General features: G+C 71.8%; 18 protein-coding genes. 5 read left to right on the top strand and 13 right to left on the bottom strand.

Features of this window, described 5'->3' with window-relative positions; translation table 11 throughout:
* Positions 1-47: 47 nt before the first annotated feature.
* The 4 genes from DEJ34_RS02265 to DEJ34_RS02250 all read right to left on the bottom strand — a co-directional run bounded on the left by DEJ34_RS02265 (position 48) and on the right by DEJ34_RS02250 (position 4,829).
* Positions 48-1,223 (bottom strand): sensor histidine kinase, encoded by a 1,176-nt coding sequence (locus DEJ34_RS02265; RefSeq protein WP_110911152.1) that lies wholly within the window; start codon positions 1,221-1,223, stop codon positions 48-50.
* On the bottom strand, positions 1,220-1,873 hold the full coding sequence (locus DEJ34_RS02260; RefSeq protein WP_110901054.1) for a response regulator transcription factor: 654 nt from the start codon (positions 1,871-1,873) through the stop codon (positions 1,220-1,222). Before DEJ34_RS02260 ends, DEJ34_RS02265 begins: the two co-directional genes overlap by 4 nt.
* Before the next feature lie 42 nt (positions 1,874-1,915).
* On the bottom strand, positions 1,916-2,470 hold the full coding sequence (locus tag DEJ34_RS02255) for a DUF2231 domain-containing protein (protein ID WP_110823364.1): 555 nt from the start codon (positions 2,468-2,470) through the stop codon (positions 1,916-1,918).
* A gap of 190 nt (positions 2,471-2,660) precedes the next feature.
* The gene (locus DEJ34_RS02250; protein ID WP_110911153.1) at positions 2,661-4,829 is read right to left on the bottom strand and encodes an ATP-dependent Clp protease ATP-binding subunit; all 2,169 of its coding nucleotides are present in this window, start codon (positions 4,827-4,829) and stop codon (positions 2,661-2,663) included.
* Between the two features lie 198 nt (positions 4,830-5,027).
* Between DEJ34_RS02250 and DEJ34_RS02245 the strand changes: the two genes are divergently transcribed.
* A complete protein-coding gene (locus tag DEJ34_RS02245) occupies positions 5,028-6,416 on the top strand; it encodes a heparan-alpha-glucosaminide N-acetyltransferase domain-containing protein (protein WP_110911154.1) in 1,389 nt (462 codons plus the stop codon).
* On the opposite strand, the gene DEJ34_RS02240 is transcribed toward DEJ34_RS02245, so the two are convergent.
* The 4 genes from DEJ34_RS02240 to DEJ34_RS02225 form a co-directional block, all read right to left on the bottom strand.
* On the bottom strand, positions 6,361-7,797 hold the full coding sequence (locus DEJ34_RS02240; protein ID WP_110890687.1) for an MFS transporter: 1,437 nt from the start codon (positions 7,795-7,797) through the stop codon (positions 6,361-6,363). The genes DEJ34_RS02245 and DEJ34_RS02240 overlap by 56 nt on opposite strands.
* 105 nt (positions 7,798-7,902) lie before the next feature.
* Positions 7,903-8,202 carry a twin-arginine translocase TatA/TatE family subunit gene (gene tatA / locus DEJ34_RS02235; RefSeq protein ID WP_110890686.1) on the bottom strand — a complete coding sequence of 100 codons (300 nt, stop codon included), beginning with the start codon at positions 8,200-8,202 and terminating at the stop codon, positions 7,903-7,905.
* Positions 8,203-8,428: 226 nt separating this feature from the next.
* Positions 8,429-9,823 (bottom strand): sugar transferase, encoded by a 1,395-nt coding sequence (locus tag DEJ34_RS02230; RefSeq protein ID WP_181422226.1) that lies wholly within the window; start codon positions 9,821-9,823, stop codon positions 8,429-8,431.
* Positions 9,824-10,229: 406 nt separating this feature from the next.
* Positions 10,230-12,965, bottom strand: coding sequence for a glycoside hydrolase family 2 protein (locus DEJ34_RS02225; RefSeq protein ID WP_110911156.1), 2,736 nt, complete (start codon positions 12,963-12,965; stop codon positions 10,230-10,232).
* A 294-nt stretch (positions 12,966-13,259) separates the two neighbouring features.
* Between DEJ34_RS02225 and DEJ34_RS02220 the strand changes: the two genes are divergently transcribed.
* From DEJ34_RS02220 to DEJ34_RS02210, 3 genes are all read left to right on the top strand, one after another.
* A complete protein-coding gene (locus tag DEJ34_RS02220; protein ID WP_110911157.1) occupies positions 13,260-13,682 on the top strand; it encodes a pilus assembly protein CpaE in 423 nt (140 codons plus the stop codon).
* A gap of 83 nt (positions 13,683-13,765) precedes the next feature.
* Positions 13,766-14,599, top strand: a complete 834-nt coding sequence (locus DEJ34_RS02215; protein ID WP_110890683.1) for an aldo/keto reductase — start codon at positions 13,766-13,768, stop codon at positions 14,597-14,599.
* A 149-nt stretch (positions 14,600-14,748) separates the two neighbouring features.
* The gene (locus DEJ34_RS02210; protein ID WP_181422227.1) at positions 14,749-16,815 is read left to right on the top strand and encodes an Ig-like domain-containing protein; all 2,067 of its coding nucleotides are present in this window, start codon (positions 14,749-14,751) and stop codon (positions 16,813-16,815) included.
* 135 nt (positions 16,816-16,950) lie between these two features.
* On the opposite strand, the gene DEJ34_RS02205 is transcribed toward DEJ34_RS02210, so the two are convergent.
* Positions 16,951-18,102 (bottom strand): class I SAM-dependent methyltransferase, encoded by a 1,152-nt coding sequence (locus DEJ34_RS02205; RefSeq protein WP_110911158.1) that lies wholly within the window; start codon positions 18,100-18,102, stop codon positions 16,951-16,953.
* Positions 18,103-18,261: 159 nt separating this feature from the next.
* On the opposite strand from DEJ34_RS02205, the gene DEJ34_RS02200 reads away from it, so the two are divergent.
* Complete coding sequence (locus DEJ34_RS02200; RefSeq protein ID WP_110911159.1) at positions 18,262-18,963, top strand: GntR family transcriptional regulator; 702 nt, start codon at positions 18,262-18,264, stop codon at positions 18,961-18,963.
* A 190-nt stretch (positions 18,964-19,153) separates the two neighbouring features.
* On the opposite strand, the gene DEJ34_RS02195 is transcribed toward DEJ34_RS02200, so the two are convergent.
* From DEJ34_RS02195 to dnaK, 4 genes are all read right to left on the bottom strand, one after another.
* Positions 19,154-19,564: a heat shock protein transcriptional repressor HspR gene (locus DEJ34_RS02195; protein WP_110823945.1), complete on the bottom strand. Its 411-nt coding sequence runs from the start codon at positions 19,562-19,564 to the stop codon at positions 19,154-19,156.
* Between the two features lie 182 nt (positions 19,565-19,746).
* Positions 19,747-20,748, bottom strand: a complete 1,002-nt coding sequence (locus tag DEJ34_RS02190; protein ID WP_110911160.1) for a DnaJ C-terminal domain-containing protein — start codon at positions 20,746-20,748, stop codon at positions 19,747-19,749.
* Between the two features lie 30 nt (positions 20,749-20,778).
* Positions 20,779-21,570 (bottom strand): nucleotide exchange factor GrpE, encoded by a 792-nt coding sequence (locus DEJ34_RS02185; RefSeq protein ID WP_220032811.1) that lies wholly within the window; start codon positions 21,568-21,570, stop codon positions 20,779-20,781.
* Positions 21,571-21,575: 5 nt separating this feature from the next.
* Positions 21,576-23,447 (bottom strand): molecular chaperone DnaK, encoded by a 1,872-nt coding sequence (gene dnaK / locus DEJ34_RS02180; protein ID WP_110911161.1) that lies wholly within the window; start codon positions 23,445-23,447, stop codon positions 21,576-21,578.
* Positions 23,448-24,175: the final 728 nt, after the last annotated feature.

Raw genomic sequence — 24,175 nt, 5'->3', positions numbered from 1 at the left:
GCTCCGAGCAGAGCGGTCGGCACGTTTCGGCAGCGGTACCGCCGAGGTCACACCGACGAAACACCGATGCGCACCACGAGTCCACCGCGGTCCCGCGGGTCGACGGCGAGGACCCACCCGTGCGCGCACACCACGGCCGCCACGATGGACAGCCCGAGCCCGCTGTGCCGCCGACCGGTGGTCGTCCTCGGCGGCTCGGCGGTCGTCCCGCCCCGCCGGAACGGCTCGGTCAACCGGGCGACCTCCGTTGCACGGACCTCCGGCCCGTCGTTCTCGACGAGCACCCCGGCAGCGTCGACCGTCACCCGGACGCTCCCGCCCGGCACGTTGTACTCGATCGCGTTGTCGACGAGGTTCCGCAGCGCCTGCCGCAGGAGCACCGGCTCACCCTGCACCGGGGGCACCCGCCCTGGAGGCCCGCCCTCCGTCCGGCAGGTCAGCGTCAGGCCGGCGGTCTCCGCCCGGGCGCGGTGTTCCGCGGCCACATCGTCCACGAGCGCCACCAGGTCGACCGCCACGGTCCGCCCGTCCAGTCCCCGGTCCGCCTCGGCGAGGACGAGCAACGACTCGACGAGGTGCTCGGTCCGCCGGTTCTGCTCGAGCAGCTCCTCCCGCGTGCGGGCCACGTCGGCCGGTCCGGCGTCGTCCGGCAACCCGATCTGGAGGGCCGCGCGCTGCACGGCGAGCGGCGTCCGGAGCTCGTGCGACGCCTGCGCGACGAACCGCCGCTGGCTCGCGAAGGCGTCCTCGAGCCGGTCGAGCAGGTCGTCGATCGTGTGCGCGAGCCGCCGGAGTTCGTCGTCCGGGCCGTCGAGCGCGATCCGCTCGTGCAGGGTCGACGCCGAGATCCGGCGGGCGGTCGCGGTGATGCGGTCCACGGGCGCGAGCATCCGCCGGCTCACCGCCCACCCGATCCCACCGGCGAGGACGCCCGCGCCGGTCACCCCGAGCACGGACCACTGCCACTGCAGCCCGGCGACGACCGCCACCACCTGCACGCCACCGCTGCCGTCCAGGGTGACCGCTGTCGCAGGACCGCTGTCCGGGCGGACCGCGGGGACACCGTCGACATGCCCGGCGCCGGGCTGCCGATCGAGCACCGCACGCTGCAGCGAGGCCTGGGACCCGAGGTTGACGACGGCGACGGTGCCGGCCGCGAGCGCCATCGCCGTCAGCGCGAACGCGAGGGCCGTCCGCGCCCGGATGCTCCACGTCCGCGTCACAGCGCGTAGCCCCGCCCGGGGACGGTCGTGATCGGATCGGGGTCGCCGAGCTTCCGCCGGAGCTTCGACATCGTCACCCGCACCGCCGTGGTGAACGGGTCGACGTTCATGTCCCAGACCTTCTCGAGCAGCTCCTCTGCGGGGACGACCCGACCGTCCGCGCGCAGCAGTTCCTCGAGGACGCCGAGCTCCTTGCTCGTCAGGTCGAGCGGTCGGCCGTCCCGGGTGGCCATCCGCCGGTTCGTGTCGACCACGATCCCGCCGCGTTCGAGCACGGGCGCGACGGGCGCGAGGCAGCGCCGACCGAGGGCACGGACCCGGGCGACGAGTTCCGGGTACTCGAACGGCTTCGTCAGGTAGTCGTCGGCGCCGATCTCCAGGCCCTGGACCCGGTCGGCCAGCGACGTCGCCGCCGTGAGCATGAGGATCCTGGTGAGCGAGCCCCGCGCTGCCAGCCGACGCGCGACCGCATCGCCGTGCAGGCCCGGGACGTCCCGGTCGAGCACGACGACGTCGTAGTCGTTGACGGCGAGGAGCTCGTCGGCGGTGTCGCCGCGGTACGCGACGTCGACGGCCATGTCCTGCCGCTGCAACCCCCTCGCGACGAGGTCGGCCAGCGCCGTTTCGTCGTCCACCACCAACACCCGCACCGGAACATGATGTACCAGTACGGTATGCGGTGGCTGGGAATGCTACGCGTCGAAGGGGACCTCGCCCGAGGTGCTGACGCCGCCACGCTGCCGGTAGGACAGGTGCCCACCGAGGTACCCGCCGACCGAGACGGTCGCGAGGCCGATGAACCCCAGCGTCCGCCCGGCTGCGTGGTTGCCGCGCTTCCGCTGCAGCCACGACAGGCCGTAGAACGTGATGCCGACCCAGTTCACCGCCTGGTGCACCCAACCCGTGCGCAGCTGCTCGCGGTTCATCTCCGACCAGTCGGTGTAGCCGGCGACGCTCGCGCTCCCGGCCGAGGCGACGCCGAGCCCGACGAGGGTCTTCGCGGCCTTCTCGTTGCCCTTCCCGCCGACGAGGTCGAGGACGGCCGCGGAGATCCAGGCACCGAGCGGCACCTGCACCATGAGCGGGTGGATCGGGTGCCCGAACGGCACCCCGTGCAGGATCTGCCGGAGCGCCCGCGGTCGGATGAGGGCGTTGACGACCTTGCGGTCCAGGTCGACGGCCTTGTCGAGCACACTCGCCTGCTCGATGGAATCGGTCACGCGTCGCAGTGCTGCAATCTCCGGCATGCCGCCGACGGTAGACCGCCGCCGGGGATCGGGTTCACAGCACGCCGCCACTGTCCGCCAGGCGACACCGACGACGGCCGGCACCGCAGGACGGGAGGCCCGGCACCGGTCCGTGGGACCGGCACCGGGCCTCCCGTCCGTCACCGCGCGGCCGTCACGCCCGGATCCGCCGTGGTGCGGGCCGGGCCGGTCACTCCTCGACCAGCTCGCCGACCTCGAACGGTTCGACGGTGAGCTGCTCGCCACCCGGCGCGACGTCGACGCGGACGGTGTCGCCGTCCCGGACGTCGCCGGCGAGGATGGCGCGAGCGAGCTGGTCGTCGATCTGCCGCTGCATGAGCCGACGGAGGGGCCGAGCGCCGTAGGCCGGGTCGTACCCGCCCTCGGCGAGCCAGGTGCGGGCGTCCGGCGTCACGGCGAGCTCGAGGCGGCGACCGGACAGTCGACGCGCGAGTCGGTCGACGTAGAGCGAGACGATCTGGCTGAGGTCGTCCGGGGTGAGCGCCTGGAAGACGACCATGTCGTCGAGCCGGTTGAGGAACTCCGGACGGAACGCCTGCTGCACCAGTTCGCGGACCGCCGCCTCACGCTGCTCCTCGGAGAGCGCCGGGTCGGTGAGGAACTGTGACCCGAGGTTCGACGTCAGCACGAGGATCGTGTTCCGGAAGTCGACCGTGCGGCCCTGCCCGTCGGTGAGCCGGCCGTCGTCGAGGACCTGGAGCAGGACGTCGAACACCTCGGGGTGCGCCTTCTCGATCTCGTCGAGCAGGATCACCGAGTACGGCCGACGGCGGACGGCCTCGGTGAGCTGCCCGCCGGCCTCGTAGCCGACGTACCCGGGCGGGGCGCCGATGAGCCGCGCGACCGAGTGCTTCTCGCCGTACTCGCTCATGTCGATGCGGACGAGGGCCTTCTCGTCGTCGAACAGGAACTCGGCGAGCGCCTTCGCGAGCTCGGTCTTGCCGACGCCAGTGGGGCCGAGGAACAGGAACGAGCCGGTCGGTCGGTCCGGGTCGGAGATGCCGGCGCGGGTCCGACGGACCGCTTCCGACACGGCAGACACGGCGGTCCGCTGCCCGATGATCCGACGACCGAGTTCGCTCTCCAGGTGCAGGAGCTTCTCGGTCTCGCCCTGCAGCAGGCGCCCGACGGGGATGCCGGTCCACTGCGCGATGACGGCGGCGATGTCCTCGTCGGTGACGCTGTCGTTCACCATGCGGTCGGTGGACCCGGCCTGCTCGGCTGCGGCGAGTTCGGCCTCGATGCGGGGCTTCTCGCCGTACTCCAGGCGGGACACGGTCTCGTAGTCGGCTTCCCGCTGGGCACGCTGCGACCGCATGTTGAGGTCGTCGAGCTGCTGCTTCAGCTCACCGATCCGGTTCAGGGTGGCGCGCTCGGCCTGCCACCGCGCCTCCAGTCCGGCGAGCAGCTCGCCGCGGGTGCGGAGTTCGTCCCGCAGGGTCTCGAGCCGGGCCTTCGAGGCGTCGTCCTTCTCCTGCTTGAGCGCGAACTCCTCGACGCGCAGCCGGTCGACGGTGCGCTTGAGCTCGTCGATCTCGACGGGGCTGGAGTCGATCTCCATCCGCAGTCGGCTCGCCGCCTCGTCGATGAGGTCGATCGCCTTGTCCGGCAGCTGACGGCCGGAGATGTACCGGTCGGACAGCGCCGACGCGGCCACGAGGGCGGAGTCGTTGATCGTCACCTTGTGGTGCGCCTCGTAGCGTTCCTTGAGGCCGCGGAGGATCGCGACGGTGTCCTCGACGCTCGGCTCCCCGACGTACACCTGCTGGAAGCGTCGCTCGAGGGCGGCGTCCTTCTCGATGTACTCGCGGTACTCGTCAAGCGTCGTCGCCCCGATGAGCCGGAGCTCGCCGCGCGCCAGCATCGGCTTGAGCATGTTCGACGCGGCGACGGACCCCTCGCCGCCGCCTGCGCCCATGAGCGTGTGCAGCTCGTCGATGAACGTGATGACCTGCCCGTCGGAGTCGTCGATCTCCTTGAGCACGGCCTTGAGCCGCTCCTCGAACTCGCCGCGGTACTTCGCACCGGCGATGAGGGCGGACATGTCGAGCGAGACGAGCCGCTTGTCCTTGAGCGAGTCGGCGACGTCACCGGCGACGATGCGCTGCGCGAGCCCCTCGACGACGGCGGTCTTGCCGACGCCGGGCTCGCCGATGAGCACCGGGTTGTTCTTCGTGCGGCGGGTGAGCACCTGCGACACCCGCCGGATCTCGGCGTCCCGCCCGATCACCGGGTCGAGCTTGCCGCTCCGCGCGATCGCCGTGAGGTCGACGCCGTACTGCTGGAGGGCGGTCTTCTGCTTCTCCTGCGAGTCAGGAGCGCCCTGGAGGTTCGCCATGCGTTCCGTCCTTCCGTTGCGTTGCCGTGTGGTCGGCCGGCGACCGCCAGCCGGACCGGAGTCCTCGGACCGTCCGGCGCGGGGCCGATCCCGTCAGCGCCTTCCTGAGTCCACTTGACTCAAGTTTACGGCGGGCGACGGCATTCCCGCCACCTGCGGGCAACTCCGACGAAACACCCCGCGCGCTGTGCTGGGGACATGACCACCTCGACAGCTCGCCGGACCCCGGGTCCGCTCGCGTCCCTCCGCCGCTCCACCCGCCGATCCCCCGGCCGGTCCCCGGGCCCGGTCGCAGGCCCATCCGCCGACCGGCCGTCCGCCGACGGGCCGTCCGCCGGGCCGGCCCCGGCGTCGAGTGCGCGACCGTCCCGGCTGGACGGCCTCGACCTCGCCCGCGGTCTGGCCGTGCTCGGCATGGTCGTGGCGCACCTCGGTCCACCGCACCCCGACTTCGACTGGGCCCGGCCGGACACCTGGGCGGCGGTGGTCGACGGGCGCTCGGCGGTCCTCTTCGCCCTCTGCGCCGGCGTCTCGCTCACGCTGATGACCCGACCTCGGCCGGCGTCGGACCCGTCGGACCCGTCGGACCCGTCGGACCCATCGGCACCGGAGGGCCTCGTGGTGCACCGACGGCGGGTGCTCGTGCGCGCGGTCGCCCTGTTCGTCCTCGGCTCCCTCCTGACCGTCCTCGACACCCCGGTCCAGGTCATCCTGCCCACGTACGCGGTGTGCTTCGTGGCGACGATCCCGCTCCTGCGGGCCCGCACCCGCACGGTCGCGGGGGTCGCGGCCGCAGCGCTCGTGACGGGGCCGGTCTGCACCGCGGTCGGCCGGTCGGTGCTGCACGACGCCAGCGACCCACTCGTGCACGGCGTCCTGCTCGGTGCCTACCCGGGCATCACCTGGTGGGGCGTCGTCCTCGTCGGGCTCGTGGTCGGACGGCTCCCGCTCCGGCGGACCCGGGTGCACCTGCTCCTGCTCGCCGCCGGCATCGCCGCCGAGGTGGTCGGCTACGGCGGCGGTGTCCTCGTCCGGGCGGCCCTGGGACTCCCACCCGGCGACACCAGCGCGAGCGGGTCGACGTCCACCGGCTCCGGTACGGCCGGCGCGGGTTCCGCCGGCGCCGGGTCGGCGGGGACCAGCCCGGCCGACGCCGGACCACACCTCGTCCCACAGGGTGGCGGCACGGTCGAGCACCCCGGTGTCGACTGGGCCGGGTTGACCTCGGTGCAGCCGCATGCCGGGTCGACGCCGGAGCTGCTCGGCGCACTCGGCGTCGCGCTCGCGGTCCTCGCGCTCAGCCTCCTCACCGCACGTCGCGCCGGCGTCCTCCTCGCCCCGGTGCGGGCCGTCGGGGCACTCGCCCTGACCGTCTACGCCGCCCACATCGTCGTGTACGCCGCACTCGACGCAACCGGTGACGGACACTGGCACACCGGGTGGACGGCGACACTCCTGGTGGTCGTCGGCGCCGGTCTGGTGGCGACCCCGTGGCGGCGGTGGATCGGCACCGGGCCGCTCGAACGGCTGGTCAGGCGGACGAGTCGGAGTCTCGACGGTCCGGGTCCACGATCCCGACCGCACTGACGACGGCTCCGGCCAGCAGCAGCACCGCCATCACGACCATCGCCCGGTGCAGGCCGGCGACGCCGACCTCACCGCCCAGGACGACCCCGGCGAGCGCCACCGTCACGAGGCCCGCGATGCGCGCCACGGCGTTGTTCACGGCCGACCCCGCACCTGCCTGGGTCTGCGGCACGGAGCCGAGGACGGCGCTCGTCAGCGGGGTCACCATCGTCGCGATGCCGGCACCGACGAGGACCAGTCCCGGCAGGACCGACCACCAGTACCCGGCCGGGTCGTCGCCGGCGAGGAGCATGAGCAGCGCACCGACCGCGGCGATCGCCGGCCCGGCCGTCATGAACCACCGCGGTCCGAACCGACCGGCCAGCGCACCGACCGTGGTGGACAGCGCGAGGAGCATCAGCGTCGGCGGCAGCGTCGCGAGGCCCGCCACCCATGCCGGGAAACCCCAGACCTCCTGGAGGAACAGCGTGACGACGAAGAACACCATCCCGAGTGCGCCGTAGATCGAGAGCGTCGCGAGGTTCCCGACGGTGAAGTTCCGCGCCCGGAAGAGCCCGAGCGGGACGAGCGGCGCCCCGGACGTCCGGGTCACCCGGAGCTCCCACGGCACGAACGCCCCGAGCGCGACCCCGCCGATGACCAGCGCGCCGACGACCACGGGCGAGCCCCACCCGAGCCGCTCCTGCTCGATGAGCCCGAGCACGACGCCACCGACCCCGACGACCGCCAGCACCGCGCCGACGACGTCCACCCGCGCGTGCGGGCCGCCGCGCACCTCGGACCCGATGCGGCGGACGAGCGGGATCGTCACCACGATCGGCACCGCGGTCAGCACGAAGATCCAGCGCCACCCGATGCCGTCCACGACGAGCCCGCCGACGACGGGGCCGAGGATCATCGCTGCGCTCGACCAGGCCGTCCACGTCCCGATGGCCTTCGCCTGGGCTGCCCCGCGGTAGGCGGCGACGATCAGCGCGAGCGCACTCGGGGTGACCAGCGCTCCACCGACCCCCTGCACCGCGCGCGCGACGACGAGCACCTCGCCGCTCGGTGCAGCGGCGCACAGGACCGAGGCGACGCCGAACACGACGAGACCCCACGTGATGATGCGGACCCGGCCGAAGAGGTCGGAGAGCGACCCGGCGACCAGGACCAGCGACCCCAGCGTGACGAGGTAGGCGTCCACCGTCCACTGCTGGACGACGAGGCCACCGCCGAGCTCGGTCCGGATCGCGGGGAGTGCGACGTTCACGACGCTGGAGTCGAGCCCCACGACGAAGGACGCGAGGACCGCGACCACGAGCACCAGGCGTCGGTCGTCGTGGAGGGGGGCCGTGCCTCCCGGCCGGTCGGCGGCTGCGGCTGGGGCGCTGGTCGTCATGCGGCCATCATGCGCCCGGTCGCGCCGTGCAACGGCGACAGCCCCCGTGCTGGTGCACGAGGGCTGTCGTCGGTCCCGGGGCCGGGATGCCGATGGGTCGGCGGTCTAGAGGGAGCGGGAGTCGCTGTTCGGCTGCGTGGACGGGCCGGGGTTCACGACCGGCTCCTGGACGCCGTTGCTGCTCGGGTACTGCGCCGTCGGCTGCTGGACGGGTGCGGCGTTCGCGGTCCCATCGGTCGAGGCGGCGCCGGTCTTCTTGCCGTCGTCGGTCCCCATCTCCTTCTTGAAGACGTTGATCGACTGGCCGAGGCCCTTCGCGAGCGCCGGGAGCTTCGTCGCACCGAACAACAGCAGCACGATGCCGAGGATGATCACCAGGTGGATTCCGGTGAGGCCTTGCAACATGTCGACTCCTTCGGTACTGGAACTGGCCGCCGTCCGACCAGTGTCCCTGGTCGTCCCGTCCGGTCACCGTCGACCGGTCCGGCGGTGTCCCGCTGTCCCACCATCGTAACTCGCACCGCGTGAGAAGCCCAGGCGAGGAGCCCGATGGTCACCGTTCGTCCAGGGACGGCCGAGCAGGCGGTGCCCCGCGCCTCCTCGGCTCACGCCTCTGCCCCGGCGATCGGCTTCAGTAGGCGCCGCGCGACCGCAGCACCGACGGGAGGGTCCGGGCCAGTATGACGACGTCGTGCAGGAAGGACCAGTTCTCGACGTAGTACTGGTCGAGCCGCACACCCTCGGCCCAGTCGAGGTCCGAACGGCCGCTCACCTGCCAGAGCCCCGTGATGCCCGGCGTCACGAGGAGGCGACGGTCGTCGAAGTCCCGGTACCGCTCGACCTCGCTCGGCAGCGCCGGACGTGGTCCGACCAGGCTCATCGTCCCGACGAGCACGTTCCACAGCTGGGGCAGCTCGTCGAGGGACGTCCGGCGGAGGAACCGCCCCACCCGGGTCACACGCGGGTCGTCGTGCAGCTTGAAGAGCGGCCCGGCGCCGTCGTTGCGCGTCCGGAGGTCGGCGAGACGCTGCTCGGCGTCCACGCACATGGTGCGGAACTTGCAGATGGAGAACGGCGCACCACCGCGGCCGACGCGGGTCTGCCGGAACAGGACGGGGCCCCCGTCGTCGACCCGGATCGCCAGCGCGACCAGGCCGAACACCGGGGCGAGGAGCACGATCCCGAGCGCCGCGCCCGCCAGGTCGAACGCCCGCTTGCCCGCGCGACGGGAGTAGTCGGGCATCTCGACGTGCATGAGCGGCAACCCGTCGACGGGGCGTTCGTGCACCCGGGCGGACGTGACGTCGGCGAGCGGCGAGGACACGACGAGCTCGATCCCGTCCGCCTCGAGCTGCCAGCCGAGCCGGCGGATGCGCTCCCGTCCGCCGGGCACGGCCCCGGCCACGAGCACGGCCGCCACCCGCCGGCGCCGAGCGACGTCGAGCACGTCGTCGATGCCGCCGATGACCGGGACCGTGGTGTCACCGAGTCCGATCGCCCGCCCTGCTGGGAGGCAGTCGGTGAGCACCCCGACGACCCGGTAGCCCGCCGCGGGGGTGGCCACCAGGCGCCGCCCCACGTACCGGACGTCGTCAGCGTCACCGACGACCAACACGTCGACCAGCCCCACACCCCGGGACCGTCGCCGCGCGAGCACCGTCCGGACCGCCTTGCGTCCGGCGGCGACGAGCCCGAGGCCGACCGGGAACGCGACCGCGACGTACCCGCGTGCCAGGTCGATGCCCACTGCGTAGGCGACGACGGCGACCGTCGCTCCGGTGACCAGGCTCGCGGTGAGGACACGTCGGTACTCCTCGTTGCCGAACCCGACCACGCGCGGGTCACGCGAACGCGCCGCGCCGAGCATCGCGTGCCAGAGCACGACGACGACCGGGGCGACGGTGAACTCGAGCAGCCCGGCATCGGGCCGCGGCAGTGGCGACTCCCCCGGGAACCGGGTCACGTGGGCGACGAGGAACGCGACGGCGAGGAACAGCAGGTCCAGCACGACGAGCGTCCCGCGCACCCGGGTCCCGCACAGCGGTCGTGGCGACGAGCCCGTCGAGACGTCGGGCGCCGTCGTGCTGCTGGGCAGCGTCGTCCCACTGGACGACGTCGCACCGGTGGGCGGAGTCGCTCCGGTGAGCACCGACGTCCCGGCGGGCGCAGAGGTTCCGGCGGGCGCAGAGGTTCCGGCGGGCGCAGAGGTTCCGGTGGACGCGGTCCTCCGGCCGGGCTCCGTCGTCGTCACGGGCACGTGCGACCGGTCCTCGGTCACGTCGACGGGATCGGGGACGTCCCGGCACGACCGATCGGTGTGTGTCGACGGACGCCGGACGGGACCAGGCGCAAGCGACATGTGGGCTCCTGATCAGGCGAGGGGCGTGCGGATACGCAGAGGCGGTCTCCCGCTCTCACCCGGCCATGGTACATCAATCCAGTATGTCGGATGCCTCCAGCAGGACCCGGTCGAGCGTCAGCAGCGCCGGCTCACTCGTCAGGGCCGCGATGTCCGCCTCCCCGACGCCGGTCAGGCGGTACCGCACGCGCTCCCCCGGCAGCAGCGTCATGAACCCGCGGTCGACCGTGCCCGTCGCGGCCACCCGGTCCGGCTGCACGAGCAGGTCGCGGACGAGGGAGTCGGCCTCGACGACGAGGTCGAGCCCGTCGCCCTCCGGCGTCGCCGAGAACGTCGCTCTGTACCGCGCGGGCTGCCAGCGCATCTCCCGGTCCGGCGCCGGCGTCCACACGGCCCGGCGCCAGTCCATGTCCGCGACGACGACCTCGTCCCGGGCGTCGTCCACGACACCGACGCTCGCGGGCAGCCGCACGACGGCGACCCCCGGACGGTCGAGCACGACGGGCAGGGTCTCCTCCGCCAGGATCCGCCCGGACAGGTCGATCCGGCGGACCCGGACGACGGTGTCGAGCCCGGTGCGGGCCGAGCGGACCGCGACCTCGACCGGCGAGGCGTCGGAGGCCCGCGACGGGTCGTCACGCCCGTCGTCGCCGGGGACGGTGCCGGACCCGGCCGAGTCGGTGACCGGCAGGGACGCGGTGCGCGGAGCCGGGCCTCCCGTCCGGTCGTCGACCTCGGTGGGCACCGCGCGGACGGCGGTGTCCACGGTCGACACCGGGCGGATCGCGACGAGGACGTCGTCGTAGAGCCGGCGGAGCTCGTGCGCGAGCGGTTTGCGGCGACCGGCTGAGTCGATCGCGGACCACGACGAGACCGGCCACAGGTCGTTGAGCTGCCAGACCACGACGCCCGTGTTGCGGGGCCAGTGCGTCCGCCAGTGCTCGACGCCGGTCGCGATCGCGCGGGCCTGCTGGAGCTGGGTCAGGTAGTGCCAGCGGTCGAGGTCGTCCCCGGCGCTGCCGAACCGCGGTTCGATCCCCCGCGCGAGCTTCGCCATCCCGTCGGCGGCCTTCTGGTGGTGCACCACCCCGGGGGACGTCGGCGTCATCGGCTCGTCGGTCACCGCGTCGCGGAGCGTGCGCCAGGCCGGCGGCGCCTGCCACCCGAACTCGGAGACGAACCGGGGCACCGAGTCGCGGTAGTGGTCGTCGGACACCCGGTTCCAGACGTCCCACGAGTGGTGCGTCTCGTGGTCGACGTGGTTCGGCTCGATCGACTCGGACCCCGACCACGGCGACGCCACCGTGTAGAAGCGGGACGGGTCGACCGCGTCGACGATCGTCGGCAGCAGGTCGAGGTAGTAGCCGAGGCCCCACGGGCGGTCGCCGAGCTCGTCCCCCCAGCCGTCGACGTCGTGCAGCCAGATGTTCTCGTTGTTGCCGTTCCACACCACGAGGGACGGGTGCCGCGACAGCCGGGCGACGTTGTCCTGCGCCTCGGCGATGACCTCGCCGCGCAGCGGTTCGTCCTCCGGGTACGCGGCGCACGCGAAGGGGAAGTCCTGCCAGACGAGCAGACCGCGCTCGTCGCACAGCTCGTAGAAGTCGTGCGACTCGTAGACCCCGCCACCCCAGACGCGGACGAGGTTCGCGCGCAGGTCGACCGCCGCGTCGAGCCGGGCGGCGTACCGCGCACGGTCGACCCGCGACACGATGACGTCGTCGGGGATCCAGTTCACGCCGCGGACGTCGATGACGGTGCCGTTGACGACGACCTCGAACGGGCGACCGGCGGAGTCGAGCGCCGTCCGCACCCCGGCGGACCGGAACCCGGTGCGGAACGAGCGCCGGTCGAGCACCGCGCCGTCGACGGTCTGCAGCTCCACGACCACGTCGTGGAGGGCCTGCTCGCCGTACCCGCGCGGCCACCACAGCGCCGCGTCCGGGACACGGACCGTGACGACCGCACCGTCCTCCTTCGGGGTGACCTGGGCGCGGGACCGCTGCTTGGTCGTCCGCCCGTCGACCGTGGGACCCGAGACGGTCACGACGAGCACGAGGTCGTCGTCCTCGCCGTCCAGGTCGAGGTCGCCGGTGCTCGTGCCGTGGAGCGTCGGGCCGGAGCGCTCGAGTGCGATGTGGGTGTCGAGCACGCCCTCACCGGCCTCGACGTCGACGAGGGGCCGGATGTCGGCGAGACGGGCGGTCGACCACCGCTCGATCGCGACCGGTCGCCACGGTCCGCTCGTGACCGCGGTCAGCCCCCAGTCCCACCCGAAGTTCGACGCCATCTTCCGCACGTACGGGAACGGCTCGTCGTACGGGCCGGGCATGCTGCCCGCGCGCGCGGCGACGCGCTCGGCCTCGCGGTAGGGCGACTCGAACGCGATCTCGAGTTCCTTGCCGTCGACCGGACCCGACGTCTCGACCTGCCGGAGGTCGAACCGGTAGCGCCGGTGCATGTTCCGCGTGGTCGCGATCGGGACTCCGTCGAGGGACAGCTCGGCCACGGTGTCCAGGCCGTCGCAGACGAGGTCGACCCGTTCGTGGCCGCGGGGGTCGACGTCGAGCTGCCGTCGGTACGCCCAGTCCGACTGCCCGACCCACTGCGTCCGGGTCTCGTTGCGGTCGAAGGTGGGATCGGGCAGCAGCCCGGCACGCTCCAGGTCGGTGTGCACCTGTCCGGGCACGGTCGCCGGCAACGTGACACCGCGGACGCCGGTCGGCAGGTCGGCAGCGACGCCGGAGGCGCCGTCCTCGACGAGCGACACGGTCCAACCGTCGCGGAGTTCCTCACGGTCGAGGGTCATACGGGTCCTTTGCTGAGCGGGCCGGTCGGCCCTGCGGTTCGGGACGCCGGCCCTCGGCCCGCCCCGTGGTCGGTGGTCCGACCGGGAGGCGCGGCACCGGTGGCCGGGCGTCGTCGCGTCGCGCGCGCGTCACGACGGGCGTGACGCGCGGGTGCGTCGCGATGGTAGTACGACCGCCCGACGAGTTCTCCGGAGGGCCGTCCTGCCGTCCCGGGAGCGCGGCCTCGCGGGTCCGGTCCGCAACCTGGTCGTGCGCTCGGTGCCGGCCGGTCCGGTGCGTGCCAGTGTGGGCGCATGATCACCGTGGAACTCGCCCGTGCCCTCCGCACCGCGGGGCTCTGCTGGCACCCGGACACCGGCGACCGGTTCGTCATCGACAAGCCGGGGGTCGACGAGGACGTGTACACCGTCTCCGAGATGACGGTCGAGCGGCACGACCACCCCACGGGCGTCGAACTCGGCTTCAACGGCACGACCGAGTGGGCGCTCGACTCGGTCGCCGCGGCCGACTCCCTGTGGCTGCCGCGCGAGGACCAACTGCGGGACCTGCTCGGGCCGGCGTTCGTCGGACTGACGCGGCTGGTCGGCCAGGACGACCAGGTCCTGTGGACGGTCACCGCCCGCATCGCCGGCACCGACCGGACCTTCGCCTCGGCCGACCCGGCGGTGGCGTACGGCGAGGCGCTCGCCGCGTACATCGCGGCCGCACTCGCCTGACCCACCCGGACCGGCGGGAGGGGGACACGCCCGCCTGACCGTCCCCGGGAAGCCGTGCGCGACGTCGGGAGTTGGATCGACGCATGACCACCGTTCCGAACATCACGCTCAACGACGGACGCACGATCCCGCAGCTCGGCTTCGGCGTCTTCCAGATCGACCCCGCCGAGACGAAGGCCGCAACCCTCACGGCGCTCGAGGTCGGCTACCGCCACATCGACACCGCCGAGATGTACGGCAACGAGAAGGAGGTCGGTGAGGCGATCGCCGAGTCGGGCATCCCCCGCGAGGAGGTCTTCGTCACCTCGAAGCTCAACAACGGCTTCCACGCCCCGGAAGCAGCAGCCGAGAACGGCAAGAAGTCGGCCGACCTGCTCGGTGGCTACACGGACCTCTTCCTCATCCACTGGCCGCTCCCGACCGTGAGCGACTTCGTCCCGACCTGGAAGGCGCTCGAGGAGCTCTACCACGCCGGCACCGCGCGCTCGATCGGCGTCAGCAACTTCCAGGCGCACCACCTGAACCGTCTCGCTGCCGAGACCACGATCACGCCGGCCGTGAACCAGATCGAGGTGCACCCGTACCTCGTGCAGGACGAGCTCCGCGCGTACGGCTCGGAGCACGGCATCGCGACCGAGGCCTGGTCCCCGATCGCCCAGGGTCTCGTGCTCGATGACGAGACGATCACCCGCATCGCCCGCAGCACGGGCAAGACCCCGGCCCAGGTCGTCCTCCGCTGGCACATCCAGCGCGGCGACATCGTCTTCCCGAAGTCGGTGACCCGCTCGCGCGTCGAGGAGAACTTCCAGATCTTCGACTTCGAGCTCTCGGACGAGGACATGACGGACATCACGACGCTCGACAAGGGCCACCGCACCGGCCCCGACCCGGACACGTTCGACTACGTCCCCGCGTAGTCCACGCTCCCACGAGGAAAGCCCCGGCCATCTGGTCGGGGCTTTCCTCGTTCTGGTGGAGGAACCTCACCATCACACTCGGGATCTTCTCCGTATCCCACATGCAGTATTCCCAGGTCCGCGTGCTCCGCGCGGACAGGAAGGGAACCATGCGCACGATCCACCGAGCAACAGCCGGGGCCGCCTTCGGCCTCGTCCTCGCCGCAACCCTCGTCCCGTCGGCCGCCTCCGCCGCGACGAGCCCTGCGGACACCCCGTCGATCCCGGGGGCGACGGCTTCACGGCCGATCGTCGGCAGCACCACGAACGTGTACACGGTGCAGGGCGCCACCGCCCAGGGTGAGCGGGACGGCAACCGCCTGTTCGTCACCGGGCAGGCCTCCCCGGAGGCCCGGGTCACGAGCTCCGTCACCGGCGGCACGCTGAAGATCGTCGACGCGGACGGGCACGTCCTGTGCACCGGCACCGCGACCCAGGCGCGTCCGAACCTGTACTCCTGCACGCTCGAACCGCTCGTCTCCGGTCCGCAGACCATCACGGCGTCGGTCGTCAAGAAGAACGGCACGTACAGCACGCCGGGTCAGGCCGAGCTCGACGCCTACGCGGCGACCCCGACGATCGACACGGTCACGCGCGACGGTGACGACCTCGTGGTCACGGGTCACACGAACCTCCGCGCCGAGGTCCAGGCGTCGACCGACCGCGAGACCGTCCTGGCCACCGCCGAGACCGGGTCGAACGGCGACTTCAGCGTCCGGATCCCGGGCGGCGCGGAGGCCGAGCACGCCTTCGTCCGGACCGTGAACGACGCCGTGCCGGCGAGCACGCCCGACCACGACCGGTTCGCGGCGAGCGGCTGGGTGCTGGCGGAGGCCGGCGCGGACGCCGGGGACGGCTCGGGCTCCGGCTCGGGTGGGGAGGACTCCGGCGCCGGCGAAGGCTCCGGCTCCGGCTCCGAGAACCCGGGCCCCGGCGAGGCGACCGAACCGGTCTACGACGTGACGAGCCCCGCCGACGGCGCCACGGTCGACACCGCGCAGCCGACCTTCACCGGGCACGGTCGCCCGAACGGCCGCGTCAGCATCCTCGCGATGGGCGTCGACCCCCTCGGGAGCACGACCGCCGACGCCGACGGCAACTGGTCGGTCACGATCGAGGGCGCGCTGCACCTCGGCGACAACGGCATCGTCGTCGCGTTCGAGCAGCCGGACGGCAGCTGGCAGAAGCGGGTCTCCCGGAGCGTCACCTGGGCCCCGAAGACCACCGGATTCACCATCGCGACGCCCGCCGACGGCTCCACCGTGACGGAGGCCCGTCCGACCATCGAGGGGTCGACCGTCGGCTCGTACCGACAGGTCCTGGTCACGGACCACACCGGGTCCATGGCCGCGCACGGCACGACCGACGCCGACGGCGACTTCCGGATCGCGTTCTCGGAGGACCTCGAGGAGGGCCTGAACGAGCTCACCGTGCAGTACCAGGACGAGCACGGACGCTGGAAGTCGGAGCCGTACTCCCTCCGCTACGACGCCGACGGTGGGACCCCGAACCCCGGTGAGGGCGACGGCGACGGCACCACCGACCCCGGCGAGGGCGACGGCAGCGGAACCACCGACCCCGGCGAGGGCGACGGCAGCGGAACCACCGACCCCGGCCAGGGCGACGGCAGCGGCACCACGGACCCGGGCGAGGGTGACGGTGAGGAGACCCCCGCTCCGGCCGAGGTCGCCGTGACCACCAGCCGCCTCACCGCCTCCGAGATCGTCGCGCACTTCTCGGGCGCGGAGGGCACCGAGGTGACGGCCACCGCGAACGGCGTCACGAAGCAGGCGACGATCGGCGACGGCGGCGTCGCGAGTGTCGTCCTGCCTGCACCGGAAGCGCTGACGACGACGGTGCACGTCACCTCGACGAACGGCGACCGCACCGCCGAACAGGACGTGGTCGTCGGCAACGGCGACCACCCGTCCGACCAGCTCGCGGCCACGGTCGTGAACGCGTCGGCACTCACCGGCAGCGCCGAGATCGACGTCTGGGGCCTCCCCTCGGGCATCGGCGGCCTGCAGGCGACGGACGCGGACGGCACGGTCCTCGCCTACAGCGCCATCCACGAGGACGGCACCGGACACCTCACCGTGACCGGGCTGACGGCGGGCGAGCACGTCATCACCGTCGTCTCGGGTGACCGCTCCACGCAGGTCACGGTCACGATCTGACCCGCACGGCACGACGGCCCGTCACGAGGGTCTGATGCGGACGGCCCCGCTCCACGCCCGTGGTGCGGGGTCGTCCCCGTCGCGGCCGGCCACTCCCCCGGGCCCGCAGACGTCGGCGGCTCGTCTGACCGGAGCTCAGCGCGGGGCGACCGACGCCGTGACGGTGAACTTCGCCGTCCGCGTCACCTGCCGCGTGGGTCCGACCATGCGCTCGAGCATCGGGCGGTACCGGAGGTGCGAGTTCCACACCGTCCAGAGTTCCCCACCCGGACGCAACACCGAGGCCGCGTTGCGGAACATCGCCTCGGCGGCGTCCGTCGAGACGGTCGTGTCCGCGTGGAAGGGCGGGTTGCACAGCACCAGGTCGGCGCTGTCCTCGTCGAGTTCGTCGCCGGCGTCGCTCCGCACGGTACGGACGCGGTCGCCGACGCCGTTGACGTCGGCGGTGAGACGCGTCGAGGCGATCGCCGCCGCGGAGACGTCCGTCGCCACCACGCGCACGCGTGGGCGGGAGCGCGCGACGACGGTCGCGACCACCCCGTTACCGCACCCGAGGTCGACGACGACCCGGGCCTCCGGCATGGCCGCCTCGGCGGCCTCGAGCAGGACCCGCGTCCCGATGTCGAGCGACGTGCCCGCGAACACGCCGCCGTGGGCGGCGATGGTGATGTCGAGCTCGTCCTGACGTACCTGACGCGGCCACGGATCGGTCACCGCGGCGCGTTCGGCGGCGGCGCGGAGCGGGTCCGACGCGATGAGCAGGCGGGACTTGCCGCGCCCACGGCTCGCGACGACCTCGCCGAACGACCGCCGGAGCACGTCGTTCTGGGTCAGGGTCATGTACTTCGTGCGTCCACCGCAGAGCAGCACGACGTCCGGCGCGGCGAAGCGGGCGACCGCGCGTGCGACCTCGTCCAGGCGGTCGTGCGACTTGCTGAGCCGGAGGATGACGAGTCGGGCGTCACGGAACGCCTCCTCGAAGCCCTCCGGGTGGTGGAACCCGCGACGGCCGAACGTGCCGGCGCTGGCCTCCAGTGCTCGCTCACCGACGAGCGAGTCCTGGACCACACGGACATCCGACGCTCCGTGCAGGGCGAGCACTCCGAGGGTGAGCACCCCGTACCGGTCGTCCACCACCGTGACGGCGCCCGGGTGCCGCAGGGCGTCGCCGTGCACGTGCGGAGCCTCGTCGAGGAGGAACCGGTCGGTCCCGTCGATCGCGATGAGGTCCGGGCCCTGCTCGCGGGCGTGGCGCCGGAAGTGGTCGGCGAAGTCGAAGGACGGCACGGACCGAGAGTAGCCGCGGCGCACTGGCAGTCCCGTTCCCCGGTCTGCAACCCGGCGCTGGAGGACACCGATATACCACACGCGACATCGTGCAGCAGGAGTCGTACGCTCGGAACACGCCCGGACCGCCCGGGCTCCGCAGCACCGCGAGAGGGGCCGATGTTCGTAGCGCGACCCACCCCCGGGACGAAGACCCTGCTCCGTGACGTCGCTCGTGAGCGTCTGCGTGCGGAGATCATCAGCGGACGGCTCCGTCCCGGCCAACGACTCGACGACGACGAACTCGCGCTGCAGCTCGGGTGTTCACGGACGCCGGTGCGGGAGGCCCTCGCGGACCTGGGTCGCCTCGGTCTGGTCGAACTGCGGGCGAACCGGTACACACGCGTGGCGGTGCCGCGGGACGAGGACGTCCTCCCTGCGCTGCAGGCCCTGGGGCTCCTGTTCGGCGGTGTGGTGCGGCTCGCCGTCCCGTCGCTGAGCGACCGGTCACGGTCCTCGCTGTTCCGTCGTCTCGGCGTCCTGCTCGACTGCATGCAGGAGCCGGGGTGGATGCCGACGGCTGACGCGGCGACGCCGGTCTACCGGACCTTCATCAACGAGTGCCACAACCCGATGCTGTCGGCGGCGTTGCTCAGTTCACTCGACGGCCTGACCTTCCGGTTGCGGAACGACCGGCTGCACGAGGCACTGCCGTGGGAGCACATCCGCAACGGTGTCGTCGCGCTGCGGATCGCCGTGGACGGACGTGACGGACGGCTGGCGGAGCGAGCGACCTGGGCGGTGCACCTGCTGCCGGACCCGGATCGCGCTGACACCGGTGACGGGGACGACGACCCGCTCCGAGGACATGCGGAGCGCTGACCGTGTGCCAGGAGTGCATCCGCCAGGTCATCCGCTCCGTCCGAGCACGTCGCCGGACGGTTGATCGGTGCGTCCCGGCGGACGAGCGGCCCGACGGCTCCGGGCCGTGCAGTGCCGCGGGCAGTGCGGCCCGCTCGCTCGCCGATCCGCTGCTCGACTGCTGACAGGCACCGTCAGGGCGAACGGTTCGTCAGCGCTGCGGGCGGTAGAGCACGACCGCGGTGTTGCGCTGCGGCCGCATGCCCGCACGCAGGGGCACCGCGGCGCCGGTCGTCGTCGCGGCGAACACCCGTGCACCCGGACGGCTGATGAGCTGGTCGGCGAGTGCGCGTTCGAGCTCCCGGACACGGGTCCGCAGCTGCGCGTTCTCGTTCTCGAGGTCGAGCACCCGCCGGATCCCCTCGAGGGACACACCCTCGGACCCGAGCCGCGCGATCTCGCGGAGCTGGGTGATGTCGCGCATCGAGTACCGCCGCGACCCGCCACGGGTGCGCCCGGGCACGACGAGGCCGAGCCGGTCGTACTGCCGCAGGGTCTGCGGGTGCATCTCGGCGAGTTCCGCCGCGACCGCGATCGCGAAGACGGGCGAGTTCTCGTCCATCTCGGTCATCGAGCGCTCCTTCGGTCGTGCGCGTGGTGCGGGACCAGTCTGTGCCCGCACACCGGTTGTGACGGGACGCGCCGGCGGCGCGCCCACCCTGCCGGCTTGGAGGCTCGGCGCGGGTCCCTGACGGAGCCGCGCCGAGCCTCCAGGCCGGTCGTGCAGTGCGGTTCGGTGCGCGGTCAGCCGCGCGCCTTCGCGAGGAGGTCCTCGCGGGGGTCCTCGTCCGGCAGGGCGTCCGCGAGGGCGTCGAGCGCCGCGCGGGCCTTGTCGGAGAGGTGGGACGGAACGGCGACCTGGACGGTGGCGAGCAGGTCACCGGTGCCGTTCTTGCCCGGGACGCCCCGGCCCTTGACCCGGAGGACCCGGCCCGAGGGTGTCCCCGGGGCGACCCGCAGCTTGACGGGTTCGCCGCCGAGTGTGGGCACCTGGATCGTGGCGCCGAGCGCCGCCTCGACGAACGTCACGGGCACGTCCACGCGGAGGTTCTGCCCGTCGCGCTCGAACACCGGGTGCTTGCGGACGGAGACGGTGACCACCAGGTCGCCGGCCTCGCCGCCGTCGGGGCTCTGTTCGCCTCGACCACGCAGCCGGATCTTCTGGCCGTCGGAGACGCCCGCGGGGATGCGGACGTTGACCGGCCGGCCGTTGCCCTGCGCGAGCTTGACGGTGTCCCCGGCGATCGCGGTGGCGAAGTCGAGCGTGGTCGTCGCGGTGACGTCACGCCCCTTCGTCGGTCCGCCGAAGCCGCGGAAGCCGCCGGAGTTCTGGCCGAAGCCGCCTCCGCCGAACATGCCGCCGAGGATGTCCTCGAACCCGCCGGCACCGCCGGCACCGCCCTGGCCGAACCGGACGCGCTGTCCGCCGCCGCCTCCGCCGAACATGCCGCCGAACACGTCCTCGAAGCCGCCCTGGCCGCCCGCACCACCCGAGGTGAAGCGAGCGCCGGAGCCCATCGCGCGGACCTGGTCGTACTCCTTGCGCTGCTCCTTGTCGGAGAGCACCGAGTACGCCTCGCTGATCTCCTTGAACTTCGACTCGGCAGCAGCGTCACCCGGGTTGGAGTCCGGGTGGTACTGCCGCGCGAGCTTCCGGTACGTCTTCTTCAGGTCAGCCTCGGAGGCGTCCTTCGACACCCCGAGCACTGCGTAGAAGTCCTTGTCGAACCAGTCCTGACTGGCCACGGCTCACCTCCCTTCCACCGTCGCCGACCCTCAGGCCGGCACCGCCACGGCGACCTTGGCCGCACGGAGCACGCGGTCACCGAGCTTGTAGCCCGGCTCCACGACGTCCGCCACGGTCTGGCCGGTCGCTCCCGGCGTGGGCAGCTGGACGATCGCCTCGTGCACGTTGGGGTCGAAGGTCTCCCCCTTCTCGCCGATCTGCACGAGCTTGAACTTGTCGAACCCGCTGCGGAGCTTCTGGGCGATGACCTGCATCGGTCCCTCGGCGAGGTCGCCGTGGGACTCGGCGCGGTTCAGGTCGTCGAGGGCCGGGAGCAGTGCACGCACGACCTCGGCGATGACGGCTTCGCGGTTGGCGTCCCGGTCACGCTCGACGCGCTTCCGGAAGTTCACGAGCTCGGCCTGGGCGCGGAGCATGTCCGTCCGCATCTCGCCGACGAGGTCGCGGTCGGACGGCGAGAGCCGGTCCTCGGCGATGCCGGTCGCTGCGTCGGCCAGGAGCGCCTCGTCCTCGGGGCTCAGGTCGTTCGCCGGCGGCGCGTCCGTCGACACCTCGACGTCGGGACCCTCGGCTTCGATGAGGTCCTCGGTGCCGTCGACGTCAGCCGTCGCGCCGTCCTCGGAGCCCTCGGCCGCGTTGCCCTGCGCCCGTCCGCCCTGTGCCTGGCCGCCCTGTGCCTGCCCACCCTGGGGGGCGGACCCGGCGGGCCCGGCGGAACCATCCGCCGGGCCGGAACCGGTCTGCCCACCGTCAGCCGAGCCTCCAGGCAGGTCGGCGCCGTCGTGCTGCGGGTCCTGCGGGTTCTCGTTGCTGGTGGTCATGTGTCCTACTTCTTGTCGTTGTCGTCGTCGTCCACGACCTCGGCGTCGACGATGTCCTCGTCGTCACCGGTGGTCTGGCCCTCGGCACCGGCGCCCGCACCCGCATCACCGGCGGCGTCGGCTGCCTGGCTCTGCGCGTAGATCGCCTGTCCGAGCTTGCCCTGCGACTCGTTGAGCTTGTCGAACGCGGTCTTCACGGCCTCGTCGTCGTCACCCGCGAGCGCGGACTTGAGGCCGTCGACGTCGCCCTGGACCTCGGACTTGACGTCCGCGGGGAGCTTGTCGTCGTTCTCCTTGATGAGCTTCTCGATCGAGTAGACGAGCTGCTCGGCCTGGTTGCGACGCTCGCTCGCCTCACGGCGGGCCTTGTCCTCGGCGGCGTGCTCCTCGGCCTCGCGGACCATGCGCTCGATGTCCTCCTTCGGCAGCGACGAGCCGCCGGAGATGACCATCGACTGCTCCTTGCCGGTGCCCTTGTCCTTCGCGGACACGTGCACGATGCCGTTGGCGTCGATGTCGAACGTGACCTCGATCTGCGGGATGCCCGCCGGGGCCGGCGCGATGCCGGTGAGCTCGAAGGTGCCGAGCGGCTTGTTGTCGCGGGTGAACTCGCGCTCGCCCTGGAAGACCTGGATCGCGACCGACGGCTGGTTCGAGTCGGCGGTCGTGAAGGTCTCGCTGCGCTTGGTCGGGATCGCGGTGTTGCGGTCGATGAGCTTCGTCATCAGGCCGCCCTTGGTCTCGATGCCGAGCGAGAGCGGCGTGACGTCGATGAGGAGGACGTCCTTGCGCTCACCCTTGAGGACACCGGCCTGGAGCGCGGCACCGACGGCGACGACCTCGTCCGGGTTGACGCCCTGGTTCGGCGACTTGCCACCGGTCAGCGACTTGACGACCTCGGCCACGGCGGGCATGCGGGTCGAACCACCGACGAGGACGACGTGCGCGATGTCGTTGACCGACACGCCGGCTTCCTTGATGACGTCGTTGAAGGGCTTCTTCGTGCGGTCGAGCAGGTCCGAGGTCATCTGCTCGAACTGCGCGCGCGAGATGGTCTCGTCGAGGTTGAGCGGGCCGTCGGCGGTGAGCGTCAGGTACGGGAGCTGGATGCTCGCGCTGAGCTGGCTCGACAGTTCCTTCTTCGCCTGCTCGGCGGCCTCCTTGAGGCGCTGCTTCGCGATCTTGTCGGTCGACAGGTCGACGCCGTGCTCGTCCTTGAACTTCTTGACGAGGTGGTCGACGATGCGCTGGTCCCAGTCGTCGCCGCCGAGGCGGTTGTCACCCGAGGTCGCGCGGACCTGGATCGTGGAGAAGTCCTCGTCCTTGCCCACCTCGAGCAGGGAGACGTCGAACGTACCGCCACCGAGGTCGAAGACCAGGATGAGTTCGTCTTCCTTGCCCTTGTCGAGGCCGTACGCGAGCGCCGCAGCGGTCGGCTCGTTGATGATGCGCAGGACGTTCAGGCCGGCGATCTCACCGGCGTCCTTGGTGGCCTGACGCTCGGCGTCGTTGAAGTACGCCGGGACGGTGATGACCGCGTCGGTCACGTCCTCGCCGAGGTACTGCTCGGCGTCGCGCTTGAGCTTGCCGAGGGTGCGGGCCGAGATCTCCTGCGGCGTGTAGCTCTTGCCGTCGATGTCGACCTTCCAGTCGGTACCGATGTGGCGCTTCACGCTCGCGATGGTGCGGTCGACGTTGGTGACGGCCTGGCGCTTCGCGGTCTCGCCGACGAGCACCTCGCCGTCCTTCGTGAACGCCACGATCGAGGGCGTCGTGCGGAGCCCCTCGGCGTTGGCGATGACGGTGGGCTCGCCGCCCTCGAGAACGGAGACGACGGAGTTGGTGGTTCCGAGGTCGATGCCTACTGCACGTCCCATGTGTTGACTCCTCGTGTAGGGGTAAGGGGTTGGACTTGCGTCCGATGGGCTCAAGTTTACTCAGGACGGGAGGCGCGTCAAGTCCTGGGCGCGGAAGTTGCGTCGGTCGGACGCAGGTTCGCGTAGGCATCGCGCTCGGAAGGTCTTCAGGCTGATGCCTGATATTTCTTATGTCCTATGACCAGTGCCCGGCGCGATCCCGCGTGCGTGGCCTCGATCCGAAAGACATCTCTTCACATGAAGTCATTCCTCCGGAGGGCCGTCGCGACCGGCGTTGCTCTCTCTTTCCTCGCTGGCGCAATCACTGACGGCACCCGAGCAGTTGCGGCTGATTACGCACCGGAGCCGGGTGAACTCGGTACCGCCTTCAAGATGGTTTGGAAGGAGTCAAACGACTATTGGTTTTTCCGGAGCGGGACCGAGTACCTAGACAAGGCGTCAACGCTCGATGAAGCAAAATCAAACGCAAGCGCGTTCCGAGCAGAATTCCAAGAGAGCGCCAGCGATGGACACAGTTACTGGAGACTGCATCCCGCAACGAGCATGGACATGTGCTTGCAAGCAGCGGTTTCTTCCTCAACATTGAAGGGTCCTTTCGTCGCTATTCGTTCCTGCAAAGGCTCACAATGGACAACCTACCCGAACGAAGTCCGCGAATGGACTCTTGACAAAGGGAAACTTCGCGCGCGGTTGAACACGGGGTACGGTAGCGCATATGCGGATGCCGT

The sequence above is a fragment of the Curtobacterium sp. MCPF17_050 genome (assembly GCF_003224435.2).
GTDB lineage: Bacteria > Actinomycetota > Actinomycetes > Actinomycetales > Microbacteriaceae > Curtobacterium.
Note: the sequence above shows the minus strand (reverse complement) of the source record. Positions and strands in the feature narration are given on the sequence as shown.

What these genes read in the sequence shown, in the direction of transcription:
- DEJ34_RS02255 (WP_110823364.1), bottom strand. Translation starts at nt 2,470, where the DNA reads ATGCCGGAGATTGCAGCACTGCGACGCGTGACCGATTCCATCGAGCAG.
- DEJ34_RS02250 (WP_110911153.1), bottom strand. Translation starts at nt 4,829, where the DNA reads ATGGCGAACCTCCAGGGCGCTCCTGACTCGCAGGAGAAGCAGAAGACC.
- DEJ34_RS02245 (WP_110911154.1), top strand. Translation starts at nt 5,028, where the DNA reads ATGACCACCTCGACAGCTCGCCGGACCCCGGGTCCGCTCGCGTCCCTC.
- DEJ34_RS02240 (WP_110890687.1), bottom strand. Translation starts at nt 7,797, where the DNA reads ATGACGACCAGCGCCCCAGCCGCAGCCGCCGACCGGCCGGGAGGCACG.
- tatA (WP_110890686.1), bottom strand. Translation starts at nt 8,202, where the DNA reads ATGTTGCAAGGCCTCACCGGAATCCACCTGGTGATCATCCTCGGCATC.
- DEJ34_RS02225 (WP_110911156.1), bottom strand. Translation starts at nt 12,965, where the DNA reads ATGACCCTCGACCGTGAGGAACTCCGCGACGGTTGGACCGTGTCGCTC.
- DEJ34_RS02220 (WP_110911157.1), top strand. Translation starts at nt 13,260, where the DNA reads ATGATCACCGTGGAACTCGCCCGTGCCCTCCGCACCGCGGGGCTCTGC.
- DEJ34_RS02215 (WP_110890683.1), top strand. Translation starts at nt 13,766, where the DNA reads ATGACCACCGTTCCGAACATCACGCTCAACGACGGACGCACGATCCCG.
- DEJ34_RS02210 (WP_181422227.1), top strand. Translation starts at nt 14,749, where the DNA reads ATGCGCACGATCCACCGAGCAACAGCCGGGGCCGCCTTCGGCCTCGTC.
- DEJ34_RS02200 (WP_110911159.1), top strand. Translation starts at nt 18,262, where the DNA reads ATGTTCGTAGCGCGACCCACCCCCGGGACGAAGACCCTGCTCCGTGAC.
- DEJ34_RS02195 (WP_110823945.1), bottom strand. Translation starts at nt 19,564, where the DNA reads ATGGACGAGAACTCGCCCGTCTTCGCGATCGCGGTCGCGGCGGAACTC.
- DEJ34_RS02185 (WP_220032811.1), bottom strand. Translation starts at nt 21,570, where the DNA reads ATGACCACCAGCAACGAGAACCCGCAGGACCCGCAGCACGACGGCGCC.
- dnaK (WP_110911161.1), bottom strand. Translation starts at nt 23,447, where the DNA reads ATGGGACGTGCAGTAGGCATCGACCTCGGAACCACCAACTCCGTCGTC.